Here is a 16,186-nt window from a genome sequence, read left to right as displayed (position 1 = left end):
CGTTAGCACTACGTGATGCTGGCTGGAATGATTAACAAGCGCCCTTGACGGGCTTAGGCGGCGATGAGATGGCTTTGATCGTACAAAAGTTTGGAGGTACCTCGGTTGGCTCCGTCGAGCGCATCGAGCAAGTAGCGGCGAAGGTCAAAAAGTTCCGCGAAAAAGGCGACGATATAGTCGTAGTGGTCTCGGCCATGAGCGGGGAGACCAATCGGCTCATTGATCTGGCTAAGCAGATCAGCGAGCAACCTGTGGCCCGCGAGCTGGACGTGATGGTGTCTACAGGGGAGCAGGTGACTATTGCTCTGCTGGCGATGGCGCTGATCAAGATCGGTGTGCCTGCCGTGTCCTATACAGGCAGCCAGGTTCGCATTCTGACCGACAGCGCCCATACCAAGGCGCGCATCCTCCAGATCGATTCGCAGCAGATCCAGAAAGAGCTCAAGGCCGGGCGTGTCGTCGTCGTGGCCGGTTTCCAGGGCGTGGACGAAAGCGGCAACATCACCACCCTTGGTCGTGGCGGCTCAGATACCACCGGTGTAGCGCTGGCCGCTGCGCTGAAGGCTGACGAGTGCCAGATATATACCGACGTCGATGGGGTTTACACGACTGACCCGCGTGTTGTTGCCAAGGCTCAGCGTCTGGACAAGATCACGTTTGAAGAGATGCTCGAGATGGCGAGTCTCGGCTCCAAGGTCTTGCAGATCCGCGCCGTGGAGTTTGCCGGCAAGTACAGCGTACCGTTGCGTGTGCTGCACAGTTTTCAAGAGGGTCCAGGAACCCTCATTACCCTTGATGAAGAGGAATCCATGGAACAGCCCATCATTTCCGGCATCGCGTTCAATCGTGACGAAGCCAAGCTGACTATTCGTGGCGTGCCGGATACTCCGGGGGTGGCCTTCAAGATTCTCGGGCCGATCAGTGCGGCGAATGTCGAGGTGGACATGATCGTGCAGAACGTCGCGCACGATAACACCACCGACTTCACCTTCACTGTTCACCGCAATGACTATCACAACGCGCTGCAAGTGCTGGAAGGCATTGCTCGCGATATGGGCGCTCGCGAAGTCATAGGCGATACCGAGATTGCCAAGGTTTCGATTGTCGGCGTAGGCATGCGCTCTCATGCTGGCGTTGCCAGTCGCATGTTTGAAGCGCTGGCAAAGGAGAACATCAACATACAGATGATCTCTACCTCTGAGATCAAGGTGTCGGTCGTGATCGAGGAAAAGTACCTTGAGCTGGCGGTGCGGGCGTTGCATACCGCATTCGAGCTGGATGCGCCTGCGGGCAAGGGAGAATGACACGCTAAGTGCGATAGATTCGAGCCTTCCGTCGATTTCGCCGGGGCTGAAGGAACTTTAGAGTCGTGGTTACTGGTCAATAGCTGGTGAAAGGCTCTAGGTCGATGTTTCACGGAACATTATCCGTCTTTATCTTTGCAGACTGTTTACTGAATTGAATCCGTTTTTAAGGAGAAAGGAATGCTGATTCTGACTCGCCGGGTCGGAGAGACCCTGATGGTGGGTGACGATGTGACTGTCACTGTGCTGGGTGTCAAAGGAAATCAAGTGCGAATAGGAGTGAATGCACCCAAAGAGGTAGCGGTGCATCGCGAGGAGATTTATCAACGGATCCAGAAAGAAAAAGATCAAGAACCAAACCATTAATATTTATGTGATTTTTGGCTTTGCAAGCGGGGCGAAGATGGGTATCATGCGCCCCGTGTTGCGGAGAGGTGGCCGAGTGGCCGAAGGCGCTCCCCTGCTAAGGGAGTACATCTCAAAAGGGTGTCGGGGGTTCGAATCCCCCCCTCTCCGCCATTTTGCATAGTTTGGTTGTGAATAGGTTTTGCGGTTCAGTTTGATGGTAAATCATTGAGCTAAAAGAGCTTGACCAACAAATTCACAAACTTATAATGCGCACCCTCAAGTGCACTCATAGCTCAGCTGGATAGAGTACTCGGCTACGAACCGAGCGGTCGGAGGTTCGAATCCTCCTGAGTGCACCATTTTAGAGAATCCCAGAAATGTGGTTCTTTGTTGTAGCCAGCAGTGATCTGGTTTATCAATCGCTTTTGCACTCATAGCTCAGCTGGATAGAGTACTCGGCTACGAACCGAGCGGTCGGAGGTTCGAATCCTCCTGAGTGCACCAACTTAAGAAAGGGCCTGCAGTGATGCAGGCCCTTTTTTATTTGGGAGTCAGCGCTTTCCCTGAACGCAGCCGTGCTCGTCGAAGCTGATGGTCTGCGTTCGGCCCGTTTTGCTGCTGTAACGATACTGTACGCGGCCATTGCGGCTGGTGACCGTGTCGGGTTTGCCGAAGGTGCTATCGATATCGTCGCGGGTCATGCCTGGACGAACTTGCTGTTTAATCAACGCATCTCTTCTGGCGCGTCCAATTATTCGGTTTCCGCATCCATCATCCTGCGCGCCGACCACGATAAGGCTTCGAGTCAGCTCTTCCGTTCGGCGCTTGCGTTGTTTTGAGGGATTGGCCAACGGTACCGCTTTGCCGGAACTAGGCGTAGGGTTTACGGCTTCCTGGCGCTGTGCCGACTGATCGATCGGACACCCCTGTCGAGTAAAGGTAACGTGGCCTGCGGCATCACTGCAGCGATAGATGCTTGCGGCGAATGTCGGGGCGGTCGAGAGGAGCAGGGCGCAGCAGCTTCCTGTAATCAGTTTGTTCATGGTCGTCCTCCTTGACGATAGGTTGGCCCAGCCTAGCCAAATACTTCTTGGCTCGCAGTGGTGCCTTTCCGCAACGTGAATGCGTCCACATTGATAGCGCGCGATCCCTCTGTGGCTACGCGCAAGCGATTGTATTGCCTGTATTTCGCGGTCGTGCATCGCGGTTGCGGTGGTATTATTGCGCGGTCCGCCCTTCGGGCTCCTGGATCCCCCTCATGGATTTGCCCAGTAGTCGTATAAAACCTTCGCTTGCCAATCAATTTTTGAATGATTGATCCCCTGGTGCGCTCCGCTGGGGGTGGAGTGCGCCATGACTGAAGTAGAAGCAAAAAAGCCGCAGGAAAGTCTCCAGGATCGTCTGGCGCAAGTCGTCGAGCTGCTCCATCGCCACAGGATCGTAGAAGATCTGGCGCATCGTCAGAGCCAGGAAGGGCAGCATCAGGATCTTGTCGAGAATCTGGTGCATCGCCAAAACCTCGTTGAGCTGCAGCGCAAGCTCGAGGCGCTACACCCCGCGGATATCGCTCATATCCTTGAAGCCTTACCCCTTGATGACCGGCTGACCGTCTGGCAACTGGTCAAGTCCGATCGCGACGGCGACATTCTGCTCGAGGTCTCCGACGCGGTTCGCGAGACGCTGATCGCCGACATGGATGACCACGAGCTTCTTGCGGCTGCCAAGGAAATGGACGCTGACGAGCTGGCCGACCTGGCGGCCGAATTGCCCCGAGACGTTGTTCACGAGCTGATGGAAACGCTCGATGCGCAACAGCGTGAGCGTGTCCGCTCGGCGCTGTCCTATGAGGAGGATCAGGTTGGCGCGCTGATGGACTTCGAGATGGTCACGATTCGAGAGGATGTGAGCCTGGAAGTCGTGCTGCGGTATCTACGGCGGCTCAAAGAGCTGCCTGGTCATACCGACAAGTTGTTCGTTGTCGATTACGACGGCGTGCTTAAGGGTGTTCTTCCGATCAAGCGATTGCTGGTCAATGATCCGGAGCGGCATGTGGCTGAGGTGATGGCCAGTGATCCGGTGACCTTTCATCCGGATGAGGATGCTTATGAGGCGGCCCAGGCATTCGAGCGCTACGACTTGGTATCAACGCCTGTCGTGGACAAGAGCGGCAAGCTGATCGGGCGTCTGACCATCGATGAGATGGTGGACTTGATCCGCGAGGAGAGCGAAAGCGAAGTGCTCAACATGGCGGGTCTGCGTGAAGAAGAAGATATCTTCGCCTCTGTGTGGAAGTCGCTGCGCAACCGTTGGGCCTGGCTGGCAGTCAATCTCGTTACCGCCTTTGTTGCTTCACGCGTCATCGGTCTGTTCGATGGCTCAATCGAGAAGCTGGTTGCATTGGCTGCGCTGATGCCGATAGTTGCAGGGATTGGCGGTAATTCAGGCAACCAGACAATCACCATGATTGTGAGGGCAATGGCGCTTGATCAGATGGGTACTGGTAACAGCGCTCGCTTACTGCGTAAGGAAGCGGGTGTCGGGATGCTGAATGGCTTGATATGGGGTGGAGTTATCGGCGTCGTGGTCTATTGGCTGTACGGAAGCTGGTCGCTGGGGGTAGTCATGACTGCAGCCATGACGCTCAATCTTCTACTGGCGGCCTTGATGGGCGTGCTGATCCCGGTGACGTTAGCGCGAATGGGGCGAGACCCAGCGCTGGGTGCCAGTGTCATGATCACTGCCGTAACCGACAGTGGTGGTTTCTTTATATTTCTCGGGCTCGCAACGATTTTTCTTCTCTGACCCGCCCCTCCTGCGTCGACTTGGCGTTTGCCTTGCGCCTGTTGTTCAGGCTACTGTTCTGAAGTTTCGCACTAGCGAAGGCCCCAACTTGAAGCGAATAACAGGCGGCTCGAGCCGCTGATAGAAAGGGAATCCCGATGACCCCCAGCGAACTCCTCCTTGAAGGCGTCGAACTTATGCTGTTCGGCTTAGGTTCTGTTTTTGTCTTCCTCGTTTTGTTGATTGCCTGCATTCGCCTGATGTCTGTTGTGATCGCCCGCTTCGACAGTGCGCCCACCGCTCAGTTGGCTTCCAGCGAACCCGCTGTGGCTGAAGTGGATGCCGATGTCATTAAGGCAATCCAGACCGCTATCCATCAGCACCGCGCTCGTCGTGGTTGATTCAGAACAGGGAGTTCCCCTCATGACATCTGTCAAACAACCGCTCGGCATTACCGATGTGGTGCTTCGTGATGCGCATCAATCTATTCTGGCCACCCGCGTTCGTCTTGAAGACATGCTGCCGATTGCCGCCAAGCTTGATCAGGTTGGCTTCTGGTCCGTCGAATCCTGGGGTGGGGCGACCTTCGATTCCTGTATTCGCTATCTTGGTGAAGACCCTTGGGAGCGCATTCGCGAACTGAAGAAAGCGATGCCTAATACCCGACAGCAAATGCTGCTGCGTGGCCAGAACCTGTTGGGCTATCGGCATTACGCCGATGACGTGGTCGAAAAATTTGTTGAGCGCGCGGCGATCAACGGCGTTGACGTGTTTCGTGTGTTCGATGCTATGAACGATCCGCGCAACCTGGAAACCGCTCTGCGAGCGGTCAAGCTGCAGGGCAAGCACGCACAAGGCACTATTTCCTACACCACCAGCCCGGTGCATACCCTAGAAATGTGGGTTGACCTGGCCAAGCAGATCGAGGACATGGGCGCCGACTCGGTGGCGATCAAGGACATGGCCGGCATTCTTACGCCATATATGGCCTACGAGCTGGTCTCGCGGTTGAAGGCAAGTCTGTCCATTCCGATCCATATGCAGTGTCACGCGACGGCGGGCCTGTCTACGGCGGCTATTCTGAAGGCTGTCGAAGCAGGCATTGATAACGTCGATACGGCCATTTCCTCGCTCTCGATGACCTATGGGCATTCGCCAACCGAGTCGGTGGTGGCCATTTTCCAGGGCACCGAGCGTGACACCGGGCTTGATCTTTTGCTGCTGGAGGAAATCGCTGCCTACTTCCGAGAGGTGCGCAAGAAGTACGCAAAGTTCGAAGGGACGCTCAAGGGCGTCGACTCGCGCATTCTCGTGGCGCAGGTGCCAGGCGGCATGCTGACCAACATGGAAGGCCAATTGAAGGAGCAGGGAGCTCTCGACAAGTTTGATGAGGTGCTTGCTGAGATTCCTCGCGTCCGTGAAGATCTCGGGTTCATTCCGTTGGTAACGCCGACTTCTCAAATCGTCGGGACCCAGGCAGTCATCAACGTGCTCACCGGTGAGCGTTTCAAGTCCATCACCAAGGAAACAGCGGGCATCCTTAAGGGTGAATACGGCGCCGCACCGGCCCCTTTCAATGCTGAACTGCAGCGGCGCGTTCTTGATGGTGCTGACGTGATTACCTGCCGCCCTGCTGATCTTCTGCAGCCGGAAATGGAAAAGCTGACGGCAGAGCTGAAAGGACTGGCCCAGGAGAAAGGCATCAAGCTTGCTTCGAACGAGATTGATGACGTCCTCACCTATGCATTGTTTCCTCAGATAGGCCTCAAGTTTCTTGAGAACCGGGGCAACGCCTCTGCTTTCGAGCCGGTGCCGACTGGCAAGGAACAGGCGCCGCGCGCAGCAGGCGTGCCTGAAACTTACACGGTCGAAGTTAACGGTAAGTCTTTCGTCGTCCAGGTCAACGAGGGTGGCGATATCGAGGGGATCAAGGCGGTCGGCGGTGGGGCAGGCGTCCCACTAACAGCTACTAGCGCACCGGTCTCCGGTGCAGGCGAGCCTCAGCCGGCTCCGTTGGCTGGCAACATCTTCAAGGTCCTCGTGCAGCCCGGTCAGCTGGTTCAGGAGGGGGATCTGGTGATCATCCTCGAGGCCATGAAAATGGAGACTGAAATCCGTGCGTTCAAAGCCGGCACCGTCTCAGGTGTGAGCGTTAAGGTCGGCGACGCGGTGTCGGTGGGCGATAGCCTGCTGACCATCGCTTAAGGAGCACTGAATGGATAAGTTGCTCAAGCTTTGGCACAGCACAGGTCTCTATCACATTGAGCCTGGTCAGCTGCTGATGATCGTGGTGTGCCTGGGACTGATCTATCTGGCGATTCGCAAGGGGTTCGAGCCCTTGCTGCTAATCCCTATCGGATTTGGAGGGGTGCTAGCCAATATTCCCGTCGCCAACATGGCCGAGGGGGCAGGGATCCTCCATCTTTTCTACGAAGTTGGTTTGCCGACCAGTGTGTTCCCGCTATTGATCTTCATGGGCGTCGGTGCGATGACCGACTTCGGGCCAATGCTGGCGAATCCGAAGACGTTGCTTCTTGGCGCAGCGGCGCAGTTCGGTATTTTCGCCACCTTGCTTGGCGCTTTGTCGCTGGCCGCAATGGGGGTTCCGGGCATGGAGTTCACCCTGCGCGAGGCTGCTTCGATTGCAATTATCGGCGGTGCAGACGGCCCGACCTCGATTTTCGTAACGGCAAAGCTCGCGCCGCATCTGCTGGGGCCCATCGCTGTCGCAGCCTACTCTTACATGGCGCTGGTGCCGTTGATTCAGCCGCCCATCATGCGTGCACTGACGACGAAGGAGGAGCGCGCCATTGTCATGACGCAGCTGCGCCATGTCGGTCAGACAGAAAAGATCGTCTTTCCGCTCATGCTTGCTCTTATGGTTGGTTTGCTATTGCCGGATGCCGCGCCGCTGGTGGGGATGTTCGCGTTCGGTAACCTGTTGCGCGAATGTGGGGTCGTGGATCGTCTGGCCGACACTTCACGTAATGCGCTGATCAACATCGTGACCATTGCGCTGGGGCTAACTGTCGGCTCCAAGCTGTCCGCCGAAGCCTTCCTGCAGATGAAGACCCTTGGGATCCTACTGCTTGGTATGGTTGCCTTCTGTGGCGGTACGGCGGCGGGTGTGCTTATGGCGAAGGTTATGAATATCTTCAGCACAAACAAGATCAATCCGCTGATTGGATCGGCAGGTGTGTCGGCGGTGCCAATGGCGGCGCGAGTGTCGAATAAGGTGGGGCTAGAGGCGAACCCGCAGAACTTCTTGCTCATGCATGCCATGGGGCCGAACGTAGCGGGGGTCATTGGCTCAGCGGTCGCCGCGGGAATTCTGCTCAGCTTTGTTGGCTAGCGCTTCGGTTGATGTGTGGCTACGGGCAGCGAGAACTGGAGGATGCCTGCGCTGAAAGCGCAGGCATCTTGCGTTTTCATGTCCCGCATAAGCCCAAAGTATTGCCTAGCTGGGCAGTAAGATTTTGCCAAAAGCAATTGCCCTGACTGCTGTCAGGGCAATTACGCTGCTCATTAGTACTGAGCGGATCAATCTTCTTCTTTTGCAGCTTCGGCATCTTGCGCTATGAGTGCGATCAAGGCGTTTTGCTGGCGGTGGGCCAGTTGGCGAAAACGCTGAAGCAACTCGCGCTCATGCAGCGTTAGCTCTGGGCTGTCCAGCCGCATTGCTGAATCATCGTCAAGCGCACCTTCCTGCAGAAGGCTTTGCTCCAGCCGCGCAATGATCTCCGAATTCATGCTGCGATGATGGTTTCGCGCAACCTCTGCAATACGCTCTCGCATGCCGTCTGGGAGGCGAACCACGAATTTGTCAGCCGTGCGGCTGGAGTAAACTGCCTGCTTCATTGGGCGCATATTAAACCGGATAGTCAGGTGGGCGATGGTGGCTTATTGCCGTTCTAGTCACCGGTCTGACACCAAACAGCACATGCTGTTCCACGACCTGCGAAAAAGTTGCCGGACAACTTAATGACGCCAATTATACGGCGTACAAAAAAGGAGTAAAGCCGATTGTGGTGGCTAATGGCCTTTATGTGATCCAGCGCTTGTCTCGCCCGCATAATCGACCGCTAGCGAAGCACTGGATCGAACTTGATGCGTCGGCCTACCAATAGCGTAATCGCAAACAGCACTGCGAAGACCGCCGAACCGGTTGTGACGAGCGTATCCCAGAAGTTCGGAAGCGTAGAGCCGATACTAAGGGCACCGCACAGCACGCCGAGCACAAAGAATAGATATCCATAAATCGACACTTTTAATCTCCTATAGAACCGCGTGCAGCAATCTACGTTTAAAAGACCCAGCGTTGTGCTTGAGTAGGTTTGATCAGCGCATTGCCGCTGATGGTGCTTGCAGGCACCGAAAGTCTTGGAGTGGTCGCCTGGGAGGTTTTCGACAGCGTCTGCATTGGCTCCGCATCTGGGAAGTTCTCGAGCAGCGGGATCGCGGCAGCGGCCAAGACGGCAGTGCTGAGTAGGTAGGCTGGGCGTAGCATTGGCGTTTCCTTCGCTTAACGTTCATGTAATTAAGCACCTCCCATGCCAATGGCTTTCGGAAATAAAACCGTTGTAAATCAAATACATGCCGGTGAATATCGAAGATGCGCAATGCGTTTTGCAAGATTAGTTGAGTCAAGGTCATGCAAATTGCAAGGCGGGCGATGTGCTGCTTCAGTTCGGTGTGCATGTAGTTGTCTGATGCATCATGGGCGAGCATGACAAATGCGCCAAGGCTCGCTAACATGCTGCCGCCCGCGTGTCCCAGTAGCTCAATTGGATAGAGCATCCCCCTCCTAAGGGGAAGGTTGTGAGTTCGAACCTCGCCTGGGACGCCACATATCAGAGCGTTTTGTCCGTCGAAGCTTCTGGCAATTTCTGCAGCCTTTGCTTTGTCTGTCTCGCTGCTTGTCGCTGTCTTGAATGACACTATTCCCGCCTTCCTCATTCCAAACTATGCCCGTATGCGCCTGGCTGGCGCTGAATGCCAATCCGCCGGCTGCTCGAAAGGAAACTGCGCGGCCCTAGGGGTTCGTCGCAGCGGCGAATTAATACGTTGCTGACAAGTAGCGGGAGCTGCAAGGGATAGCCCCCATCACAGGCGCCGCCGATAGCTTCGTACGCTGTTTCAGCGGCTGGTCTGGTGGCAATGATGCAGTCCGTAGCGGACAGCTCAGCCGTTGTTGCGCAGCGTGGATATTCAGCGATCACGTCCAGCCAGCAGTGCAACTGTGACGCCTGCCTTTGCGGTCGCGGTGTGATCTAGCAGAGAAGTCTGCGCCCGAGGTCTGCTGAGCGGATCTCAAGCGCTATGGGGTTGTCGCCGTGGGAGGGGTCGCTTGCTTGGAAAGCGTCGACTTATTGTGTGCTCGAAGTGGCTAACCGTCATAGTTAACCTCGAGCTGACGAGTCGGCCCACTGGCTGGGGATCTGGCTGTGCTGGATCCGGTAACGAAGGCCGGCTGCAGCTTCGATAAGAACTATAGCCTGTGGGCTCGGCAGTATCAGCTAAATCGGTCGGTGACCTGGTCGCGTCGGGCTTCGCGCTGTAGTTGATAGACGAATCGTTCGACCTGCCGTTGCGTCAGGCCACTGATGCGGTAAAAGCGCATTCCGCAGAATGTCAGATCAAGTTTCTCGTCGAACACCACGTGCCTTAGCTCGGCTGCAGTTGTCACAACGCCAAACGGCAACTCCAAACGGAGCTGATCATACACCTGCCCTGACTGGAGGTTTGTTTGCAGGTTACCTGGAAAGCTCAACTTGCAACCCGTAGCTGACATGTCCAGCACCTTGCCGGCGAGATGCTTCTTGACCATCTTGCCGCTCAGTTCGGCAGCGATGCTCTGCCCGCTCAATGTGGCGCGATAGGCGTTCCGCCGCTGGTGGTAGAGAATCTCGTCGGGCAGAGGGATCCAATAGCAGCGCGCATCGTCCAGTTCGCCGATATGTGCTGGGTGTGGATTGTTCCAGGCAATCCGCACGCCTTCATAAAAGCCTTCGATTTGGAAAGCTTCTCCTGATCCCATCAGCCGCTCGCCATCACTAGGTATCAGCTCGTCTAATGCTAGCCAGCCCTTTTCACGATTTATCTCAACCAGGTAGGTTTGATACCGCAGCGTGCGCTCGGCAAAGCGAAGCTGCAGAGGGATATGGTTGTCCAGCAGGGGGCGTAGATTCGCCTGGACTTCGACTGGAGTCTTGAGTATCTGAGGAGGCTGAGGGCCTTCACCCTCAGCGAAAGGACTAGACACTTGGCATTGCTCTCCGGCATGTAACGACGTCAGCCGCATGATAGCACTATGATGTCATTGTGCTGCGGATGGTTCAGGCCTGGCTGAGCGGGCGATGATGAGTGCTTTTAGCGGCGCTTCCGCGCCGATCGTATAGATCCGGGGTCGTGGTGGTGCCCTGCAATACCTGCAACATTGTGCCAACGGCGCTCTGGTTGGCGCGGATAAGTTTGCCGTTGCGTTCATTGGCTTTGCGGCAGTCTTCGAGAATGCCCTCCAGTTGTTCCGCCTGGACAAGGATCTCATCGCCTATTGCCGAGCCTGCGGCAAGCTTCGCCAAGCCATTCCGGTCGGAGCTTAGCTGCGCCTTAGCCAATGCCTGGCTGCGTAGGGTGCCGTGTTGGCCCAGAAGTGCTAGCAGTGCCTGCTTTTGCGTGAGCAGCTGCTCCAGTCCAGCTAGATTGCGCTCTGCAAGCGTCTGGTATTCTGCATCGGTGAGCTCGAGTAGTGTTCGGGCGGTGCCGATATCGTCAGTCAGCTGCTGGAGCAATTCGGTATCTAGCATAGTGGCCTCTGTTGCACTCACGCCTGCTCGCCTTGGTGCCCGGCTCAGCGCTGGCTTTCGAATGACAGCAGCTTCGATGCTACTCGCTGGCTGTCGACTTGATAGCTGCCATCGGCGATTGCTTGTTTGATCTGGGCGACACGCTCCTGATCAACAGCGGGCTGCTGACTCAGCTTTTCGGTTGTCTGCTGAAGACGCTGGGCTTCGGGGCTCAGCTGAACGCTTTCTCCCGACACGGAGCTGTTACCGGTGGTCTTCACTTCTTCAGCAGGAGCCTGCTGCGCGGTTGGTCGCTCTGTGTTCTGGACGCTGTTGTTCCGCGCATTGCTTGAAGAATTGACGGCGCTGTTAGGCCGGTTGAAATCGATAACCATGATCGAAACCTCGAATAAGTCAGGACGCTTGCCTGCTTTTCGGCAAATCCTCATGAAACTTTAGTCTTTTTTCATGCTAAGACCTGACGCCGCAGCGCCTCGTCCTCACATCGCCACTTCAACCTGCCCGGGGCCAGTGACGCGAGCTTTGATAGTTCGTCCGGATCGTTGGTTTTTGACTCGGATCTGACTGCCAAGTGCGCCATTGGAAAGGGCCTCACCTGGCATTCTTACATTTATCGTAGAGTTTTTCGCGCTGATTACCACCTGATCACCCTTTCGGACTATTTCAGCCGCGGATAAGTAAGTTGGTGGTAATACCTGATCGGGTAGGGCGCTGCGGGTGATTTTATTTCCCAGCACTTGATCGAACGATGTCAGATAGCCCTGGGTCAACAAGCCGACGTCGCGCTCGGCAAGGGCGACATCAGCGAGCTCGACGATGCTTTCACGGGCTAAGGGCCGTCTGGCTACGATCACTTCGCGGAACAAATGTACCTGAGCGGGGACGAAAACGGACCAGGGTGATGTGCCTTCGCAGCTAACCCGCACGGTAGTGCGACCAACGGGTTGTGCCGGGCTTTCGAGTCTGGTCGTCAATGCTTGATCGCAAGCCGCCAGGCGCAGGCGCGGGTCAAGCCTGTTCAGTTCAATTTCATGGCGTGCTTTGATTTGGCTACTTTGTAAATAGTCAGTGACTTCACGCTCAAGAAAAGCGCGGGTCGCGTCGATAAGCTGTTCGGGGCGCGTGAAGCTCGCTGAAACAGCCAGCTGGTTCAGCAGGCATAAAGTTGCCAACAGGCCCAGTTGGCAAAGCGCCTTGCATGGATGCCGGAAAAAAGTCGTCTGTCTGTTCATGGCTTGCTCGAAGCAAGGGGCGTGCCGTTTGCCGGTAATTAATGGCTGAGGCAGGCAAGGCGGGTCAGCAACTCCGTTGTCAAATCAGGGCACTGCGCGCCAGATTGTCTGAGCTACAGATGTCTGCCTACCCATCTCACATACAAGAGGAAACTGGCATGGCCGGTGTATTGGATTCGGTTAACCAGCGTACCCAGCTAGTGGGGCAGAACCGTTTGGAGCTGCTGTTGTTCAGACTGGACGACAAGCAGCTCTATGGCATCAACGTATTCAAGGTCAAAGAGGTGCTGCAGTGCCCGCGGCTTACGGTCATGCCTCGGTCGAGCCCTGTTGTAAGAGGGGTAGCGAACATTCGGGGAAGTACGCTTTCCATCCTTGATCTATCCGCTGCCACTGGCAAACCCGTATTACAGGACTTGCCAAACAGCTTTGCCATCATCGTTGAGTACAACACGAAGGTGCTCGGTTTCCTTGTCCGCTCAGTGGAGCGGATAGTCAACATGAATTGGGAAGATATCCTTCCCCCGCCTAAAGGCGTGGGGCACGACCATTATTTGACTGCAGTGACCCATGTGGATCAGCAGATGGTCGAGATTATCGACGTTGAAAAAGTGCTAGCCGAAGTTGCGCCAGTGTCAGAGGTGCTCTCTGTCAGCATTGCAGATGAGGCGACCAGTAATAAGGCGTCCACCAGTCGAGTGTTGATTGTTGACGACTCGTCTGTCGCGAGAAAGCAGATCATGCGTTGTCTACAGAATCTGGGGATCGAAGTCGTTGCGCACAACGACGGAAGGCAGGCGCTGACCTATTTGCGAAAGCTGGTGGCGGAAGGTAAGAAGCCGTCTGACGAATTCGTGATGATGATTTCCGATATCGAAATGCCAGAAATGGATGGCTATACACTGACGACCGAAGTGCGTCAGGATCCCGCGATGCGCGATATGCACATTCTCCTGCATACTTCGCTTTCCGGGGTGTTCAACCAGAGTATGGTCAAGCGGGTCGGTGCGGACGATTTTCTTGCCAAGTTTCAGGCGGATGATCTGGCCAATCGGGTCATAGAGCGGATCCGGACAACGGATAAGAAATGAGGCCTCGTCCTCTCAATTCGACTGGTGGGCAGTATTAGTGTCTGTTGATCCCGATTTCGATCAGTTTCGCGTCTTTCTCGAGAAGACATGCGGCATCCTACTGGGTAGCAACAAGCAGTACCTGGTGTCGAGCCGGTTAAACAAGCTGATGGAGCAGCAGGGCCTAAAGAGCCTCGGTGACTTGGTCAGGAAGATCCAGGCTCAGCCGCGAAGCGGCCTGCGCGAGCAGGTCGTGGATGCGATGACGACCAATGAAACGCTCTGGTTTCGGGATACCTATCCGTTCGAGGTGCTGCGGAGCCGGGTTCTGCCTGAGCTGTTGAAAGGCTCCCCGGGTCAGCGCTTGCGTATCTGGTCTGCCGCTTGTTCGTCGGGGCAGGAGCCTTACTCGCTTTCGATGACCATCGATGAGTACGAACGCAGCAGCCCTAGCCAGCCGAAAACGACCATACAGATAGTGGCCACTGAATTGTCCGGGGCCATGCTTGCGGCATCCAAAGCGGCCGAATACGACAGTCTCGCCATTGCTCGCGGGTTGTCTAGCGAGCGTCTGCAGCGTTATTTCGATGTGAAAAGCCCGGGCCGTTGGGTAGTCAAGCCGGCAGTCCGCAGTCGCGTCGAATTTCGTGTGCAAAACCTGCTCGACAGCTATGCGGTGCTCGGCAAGTTCGACTTGGTGTTCTGCCGCAACGTCCTTATTTATTTCTCCGCCGATGTTAAGAAAGACATCCTCAAGCGGATTCACGCAACGCTGAAGCCAGGCGGATACCTGTTTCTGGGAGCATCCGAAGCGCTGAACGGCCTTCCCGAGCTGTATCAGATGGTCCAGTGCAGCCCGGGCATTATCTATAAGGCCAAGTAGCCTTACGTTTGCCGGAGTAGCGGCAGGAATCTGTCGCTTCGGGCTTACTAAGCGGCAAAAGCATGGTCACGCTTTGCCGCTTTTGACGCGCAACCCAAGCCTTTCAAAAAAAAATCCTTATAGATCAGCTATTTGACAAAATGGCATGGGCTTTGCTGGTGGTTTGCTAAGCAGACTTGTATCCGGCAGAGGGCCAGATCATGAGCATCAGTTTCGACAAGGCACTTGGCATCCACGAGAAGGCACTCGGCTTTCGCGCTCAGCGCGCCGAAGTGCTGGCCAACAACATTACCAACGCTGACACCCCCAATTACAAGGCGCGTGATCTGGATTTCAGCTCGGTTCTTGCTGCGCAGAACGGCAAGAATCAGGGCGGATTCGGCGTGGCCGTAACCAGCAGCAAACATATCGCTGCCGAAGGTATGGAAATTGCCGATCCTGGCTTGCGCTTCCGCACCCCTGCGCATGCGTCGCTCGATCAGAACACCGTAGATGCTCAGGTTGAGCAGGCGGCTTACGCCGAGAATGCCATCGACTTCCAGGCAAGCTTTACCTTGCTCAACAGTAAGTTCCGGGGGCTGATGAGCGCCCTGCGCGGCGAATAAAAGGAGCGAAAATCATGTCCCTCAGCAGCGTCTTTAACATCGCCGGCAGCGGCATGAGTGCCCAAAGCACTCGCCTGAATACCATTTCCAGCAACATCGCTAACGCCGAAACAGTCTCATCCAGCGTTGACCAAACCTACCGTGCACGTCACCCGGTGTTCGCGACCATGCTGCAACAGGCTAACGGTTCACCGAACGAGTCGTTGTTCGCCGAACAGGATCAGGCGGGCGCAGGCGTTCAGGTGCTTGGTGTCGTGGAAGACCAGAGCGAGCTGCAAGCCCGCTATGAACCCAACCATCCTGCGGCGAACAACGAGGGCTACGTGTACTACCCAAACGTCAATGTGGTGGAAGAAATGGCCGACATGATTTCTGCCAGTCGTTCGTTCCAGACCAATGCCGAATTGATGAATACAGCCAAAACCATGCTGCAGAAAGTTCTGACCTTGGGCCAGTAACCCTAACGAGAGATTGCCATGAGCACGACAGGCGGCGTCGGCGGTACCGGCTCGGTACTGGACCAATACCAGATCAAAGATCGCGAAGTTAAAAGCAACGACCTTGGCAAGAATGAGTTTCTGGAGCTGCTGGTGACCCAGCTGAACAACCAGAACCCGCTGGAGCCACAGGAAAACGGCGAGTTCATTGCCCAGCTCGCGCAGTTCAGCACCGTTGAAGGTGTCGAAAAACTGAACTCAAGCATGGAAACCATGCTGTCCGGCTATCAGTCATCCCAAGCGCTGCAAGCCTCTTCGCTGGTCGGCCGCAAAGTCATCGTGCCGACCGACAAAGCAGTCGTAGATACCAGCGAAACCTTCAAGGCCAGCATCGTTCTCCCCACAACCAGCAGCAACGTGGCGGTTAACGTTTACGACAGCGCGGGCACGGTGGTCAATCGAATCAACATGGGTCAGCAGCAAGCTGGCAACATCTCATTCATGTGGGATGGCAAGGACTCGAGCGGCAAAACCTTGCCGCCGGGTACTTATCGGTTCGAGGCGCAAGCCACTTATCAAGGCGAGACGAAGGGCTTGTATACCCTGCTTCCTGCCAACGTTGACAGCGTCACGCTTGGGCAAAACGGTGGTGAGCTTCAGCTCAATCTAGCCGGTGTCGGCAGCATTGGGCTGTCTCAAGTCCAGGTTATCGGTCAGTAA

Annotated in this window: 19 protein-coding genes and 4 tRNA genes; 15 read left to right on the top strand and 8 right to left on the bottom strand. The window is 55.8% G+C overall.

The genetic code is table 11. The annotated features are described in order from the left end of the window. Positions 1-68: 68 nt before the first annotated feature. The 5 genes from ALTERO38_RS09405 (at position 69) to ALTERO38_RS09385 (ending at position 2,156) form a co-directional block, all read left to right on the top strand. Positions 69-1,304, top strand: a complete 1,236-nt coding sequence (locus ALTERO38_RS09405) for an aspartate kinase (RefSeq protein WP_159968219.1) — start codon at positions 69-71, stop codon at positions 1,302-1,304. Between the two features lie 180 nt (positions 1,305-1,484). Beyond that, positions 1,485-1,670 (top strand): carbon storage regulator CsrA, encoded by a 186-nt coding sequence (gene csrA, locus ALTERO38_RS09400; protein ID WP_003085981.1) that lies wholly within the window; start codon positions 1,485-1,487, stop codon positions 1,668-1,670. A 62-nt stretch (positions 1,671-1,732) separates the two neighbouring features. Beyond that, a tRNA-Ser gene (locus ALTERO38_RS09395) sits at positions 1,733-1,823 on the top strand. 111 nt (positions 1,824-1,934) lie between these two features. Continuing rightward, a tRNA-Arg gene (locus ALTERO38_RS09390) sits at positions 1,935-2,011 on the top strand. A 68-nt stretch (positions 2,012-2,079) separates the two neighbouring features. Further along, positions 2,080-2,156, top strand: a tRNA-Arg gene (locus ALTERO38_RS09385). Positions 2,157-2,203: 47 nt separating this feature from the next. On the opposite strand, the gene ALTERO38_RS09380 is transcribed toward ALTERO38_RS09385, so the two are convergent. After that, a complete protein-coding gene (locus ALTERO38_RS09380) occupies positions 2,204-2,695 on the bottom strand; it encodes a DUF4124 domain-containing protein (protein ID WP_159968218.1) in 492 nt (163 codons plus the stop codon). A 310-nt stretch (positions 2,696-3,005) separates the two neighbouring features. Here ALTERO38_RS09380 and mgtE point away from each other — a divergent pair, with 310 nt between their 5' ends. The 4 genes from mgtE to ALTERO38_RS09360 all read left to right on the top strand — a co-directional run bounded on the left by mgtE (position 3,006) and on the right by ALTERO38_RS09360 (position 7,785). Continuing rightward, on the top strand, positions 3,006-4,454 hold the full coding sequence (gene mgtE, locus ALTERO38_RS09375; protein ID WP_148926261.1) for a magnesium transporter: 1,449 nt from the start codon (positions 3,006-3,008) through the stop codon (positions 4,452-4,454). A 137-nt stretch (positions 4,455-4,591) separates the two neighbouring features. Next, a complete protein-coding gene (locus tag ALTERO38_RS09370) occupies positions 4,592-4,834 on the top strand; it encodes an OadG family protein (protein WP_159968217.1) in 243 nt (80 codons plus the stop codon). Positions 4,835-4,856: 22 nt separating this feature from the next. Then, complete coding sequence (gene oadA / locus ALTERO38_RS09365) at positions 4,857-6,638, top strand: sodium-extruding oxaloacetate decarboxylase subunit alpha (RefSeq protein ID WP_159968216.1); 1,782 nt, start codon at positions 4,857-4,859, stop codon at positions 6,636-6,638. A gap of 10 nt (positions 6,639-6,648) precedes the next feature. Next, on the top strand, positions 6,649-7,785 hold the full coding sequence (locus ALTERO38_RS09360) for a sodium ion-translocating decarboxylase subunit beta (RefSeq protein WP_102836158.1): 1,137 nt from the start codon (positions 6,649-6,651) through the stop codon (positions 7,783-7,785). Positions 7,786-7,973: 188 nt separating this feature from the next. Here the strand turns inward: ALTERO38_RS09360 and ALTERO38_RS09355 are convergent, their stop codons facing one another. From ALTERO38_RS09355 to ALTERO38_RS09345, 3 genes are all read right to left on the bottom strand, one after another. Next, entirely contained in the window at positions 7,974-8,300 is a 327-nt protein-coding gene (locus ALTERO38_RS09355; protein WP_019342837.1) for an Arc family DNA-binding protein, read from the bottom strand. A gap of 215 nt (positions 8,301-8,515) precedes the next feature. After that, positions 8,516-8,698 (bottom strand): PA3371 family protein, encoded by a 183-nt coding sequence (locus ALTERO38_RS09350; RefSeq protein ID WP_159968215.1) that lies wholly within the window; start codon positions 8,696-8,698, stop codon positions 8,516-8,518. Positions 8,699-8,736: 38 nt separating this feature from the next. Then, the gene (locus tag ALTERO38_RS09345) at positions 8,737-8,940 is read right to left on the bottom strand and encodes a hypothetical protein (RefSeq protein WP_159968214.1); all 204 of its coding nucleotides are present in this window, start codon (positions 8,938-8,940) and stop codon (positions 8,737-8,739) included. A gap of 262 nt (positions 8,941-9,202) precedes the next feature. Here ALTERO38_RS09345 and ALTERO38_RS09340 point away from each other — a divergent pair. After that, positions 9,203-9,279 (top strand) — tRNA-Arg (locus ALTERO38_RS09340). Between the two features lie 666 nt (positions 9,280-9,945). On the opposite strand, the gene ALTERO38_RS09335 is transcribed toward ALTERO38_RS09340, so the two are convergent. From ALTERO38_RS09335 to flgA, 4 genes are all read right to left on the bottom strand, one after another. After that, a complete protein-coding gene (locus ALTERO38_RS09335; RefSeq protein WP_159969672.1) occupies positions 9,946-10,695 on the bottom strand; it encodes a flagellar brake protein in 750 nt (249 codons plus the stop codon). A 73-nt stretch (positions 10,696-10,768) separates the two neighbouring features. Continuing rightward, entirely contained in the window at positions 10,769-11,239 is a 471-nt protein-coding gene (locus ALTERO38_RS09330) for a flagella synthesis protein FlgN (protein WP_159968213.1), read from the bottom strand. A gap of 44 nt (positions 11,240-11,283) precedes the next feature. Then, positions 11,284-11,613 carry a flagellar biosynthesis anti-sigma factor FlgM gene (flgM, locus tag ALTERO38_RS09325; protein WP_159968212.1) on the bottom strand — a complete coding sequence of 110 codons (330 nt, stop codon included), beginning with the start codon at positions 11,611-11,613 and terminating at the stop codon, positions 11,284-11,286. A 105-nt stretch (positions 11,614-11,718) separates the two neighbouring features. After that, positions 11,719-12,471, bottom strand: a complete 753-nt coding sequence (flgA, locus tag ALTERO38_RS09320) for a flagellar basal body P-ring formation chaperone FlgA (protein WP_159968211.1) — start codon at positions 12,469-12,471, stop codon at positions 11,719-11,721. A gap of 158 nt (positions 12,472-12,629) precedes the next feature. Between flgA and ALTERO38_RS09315 the strand changes: the two genes are divergently transcribed. The 5 genes from ALTERO38_RS09315 to flgD all read left to right on the top strand — a co-directional run bounded on the left by ALTERO38_RS09315 (position 12,630) and on the right by flgD (position 16,186). Next, a complete protein-coding gene (locus ALTERO38_RS09315) occupies positions 12,630-13,562 on the top strand; it encodes a chemotaxis protein CheV (RefSeq protein WP_102836166.1) in 933 nt (310 codons plus the stop codon). A 37-nt stretch (positions 13,563-13,599) separates the two neighbouring features. Continuing rightward, positions 13,600-14,424 carry a protein-glutamate O-methyltransferase CheR gene (cheR, locus tag ALTERO38_RS09310; RefSeq protein WP_159968210.1) on the top strand — a complete coding sequence of 275 codons (825 nt, stop codon included), beginning with the start codon at positions 13,600-13,602 and terminating at the stop codon, positions 14,422-14,424. A 200-nt stretch (positions 14,425-14,624) separates the two neighbouring features. Continuing rightward, complete coding sequence (gene flgB / locus ALTERO38_RS09305) at positions 14,625-15,029, top strand: flagellar basal body rod protein FlgB (RefSeq protein WP_159968209.1); 405 nt, start codon at positions 14,625-14,627, stop codon at positions 15,027-15,029. A gap of 14 nt (positions 15,030-15,043) precedes the next feature. Further along, on the top strand, positions 15,044-15,487 hold the full coding sequence (gene flgC / locus ALTERO38_RS09300) for a flagellar basal body rod protein FlgC (protein WP_159968208.1): 444 nt from the start codon (positions 15,044-15,046) through the stop codon (positions 15,485-15,487). 18 nt (positions 15,488-15,505) lie between these two features. Continuing rightward, positions 15,506-16,186: a flagellar hook assembly protein FlgD gene (flgD, locus tag ALTERO38_RS09295; RefSeq protein ID WP_159968207.1), complete on the top strand. Its 681-nt coding sequence runs from the start codon at positions 15,506-15,508 to the stop codon at positions 16,184-16,186.

The organism is Pseudomonas sp. 9Ag, assembly GCF_902506445.1.
GTDB classification, from domain to species: Bacteria; Pseudomonadota; Gammaproteobacteria; order Pseudomonadales; family Pseudomonadaceae; genus Stutzerimonas; species Stutzerimonas stutzeri_AB.
The sequence above is the reverse complement of the archived record's forward strand: the minus strand, read 5'-3'. Positions and strand labels throughout refer to the sequence as shown.

Bases quoted from the DNA above. Each gene is read 5' to 3' on its own strand.
- ALTERO38_RS09405 (WP_159968219.1), top strand. From the start codon at position 69: ATGGCTTTGATCGTACAAAAGTTTGGAGGTACCTCGGTTGGCTCCGTC.
- flgC (WP_159968208.1), top strand. From the start codon at position 15,044: ATGTCCCTCAGCAGCGTCTTTAACATCGCCGGCAGCGGCATGAGTGCC.
- ALTERO38_RS09315 (WP_102836166.1), top strand. From the start codon at position 12,630: ATGGCCGGTGTATTGGATTCGGTTAACCAGCGTACCCAGCTAGTGGGG.
- flgB (WP_159968209.1), top strand. From the start codon at position 14,625: ATGAGCATCAGTTTCGACAAGGCACTTGGCATCCACGAGAAGGCACTC.
- flgM (WP_159968212.1), bottom strand. From the start codon at position 11,613: ATGGTTATCGATTTCAACCGGCCTAACAGCGCCGTCAATTCTTCAAGC.
- ALTERO38_RS09380 (WP_159968218.1), bottom strand. From the start codon at position 2,695: ATGAACAAACTGATTACAGGAAGCTGCTGCGCCCTGCTCCTCTCGACC.
- ALTERO38_RS09370 (WP_159968217.1), top strand. From the start codon at position 4,592: ATGACCCCCAGCGAACTCCTCCTTGAAGGCGTCGAACTTATGCTGTTC.
- csrA (WP_003085981.1), top strand. From the start codon at position 1,485: ATGCTGATTCTGACTCGCCGGGTCGGAGAGACCCTGATGGTGGGTGAC.
- ALTERO38_RS09345 (WP_159968214.1), bottom strand. From the start codon at position 8,940: ATGCTACGCCCAGCCTACCTACTCAGCACTGCCGTCTTGGCCGCTGCC.
- oadA (WP_159968216.1), top strand. From the start codon at position 4,857: ATGACATCTGTCAAACAACCGCTCGGCATTACCGATGTGGTGCTTCGT.
- mgtE (WP_148926261.1), top strand. From the start codon at position 3,006: ATGACTGAAGTAGAAGCAAAAAAGCCGCAGGAAAGTCTCCAGGATCGT.
- ALTERO38_RS09330 (WP_159968213.1), bottom strand. From the start codon at position 11,239: ATGCTAGATACCGAATTGCTCCAGCAGCTGACTGACGATATCGGCACC.
- ALTERO38_RS09355 (WP_019342837.1), bottom strand. From the start codon at position 8,300: ATGCGCCCAATGAAGCAGGCAGTTTACTCCAGCCGCACGGCTGACAAA.
- flgD (WP_159968207.1), top strand. From the start codon at position 15,506: ATGAGCACGACAGGCGGCGTCGGCGGTACCGGCTCGGTACTGGACCAA.
- ALTERO38_RS09360 (WP_102836158.1), top strand. From the start codon at position 6,649: ATGGATAAGTTGCTCAAGCTTTGGCACAGCACAGGTCTCTATCACATT.
- flgA (WP_159968211.1), bottom strand. From the start codon at position 12,471: ATGAACAGACAGACGACTTTTTTCCGGCATCCATGCAAGGCGCTTTGC.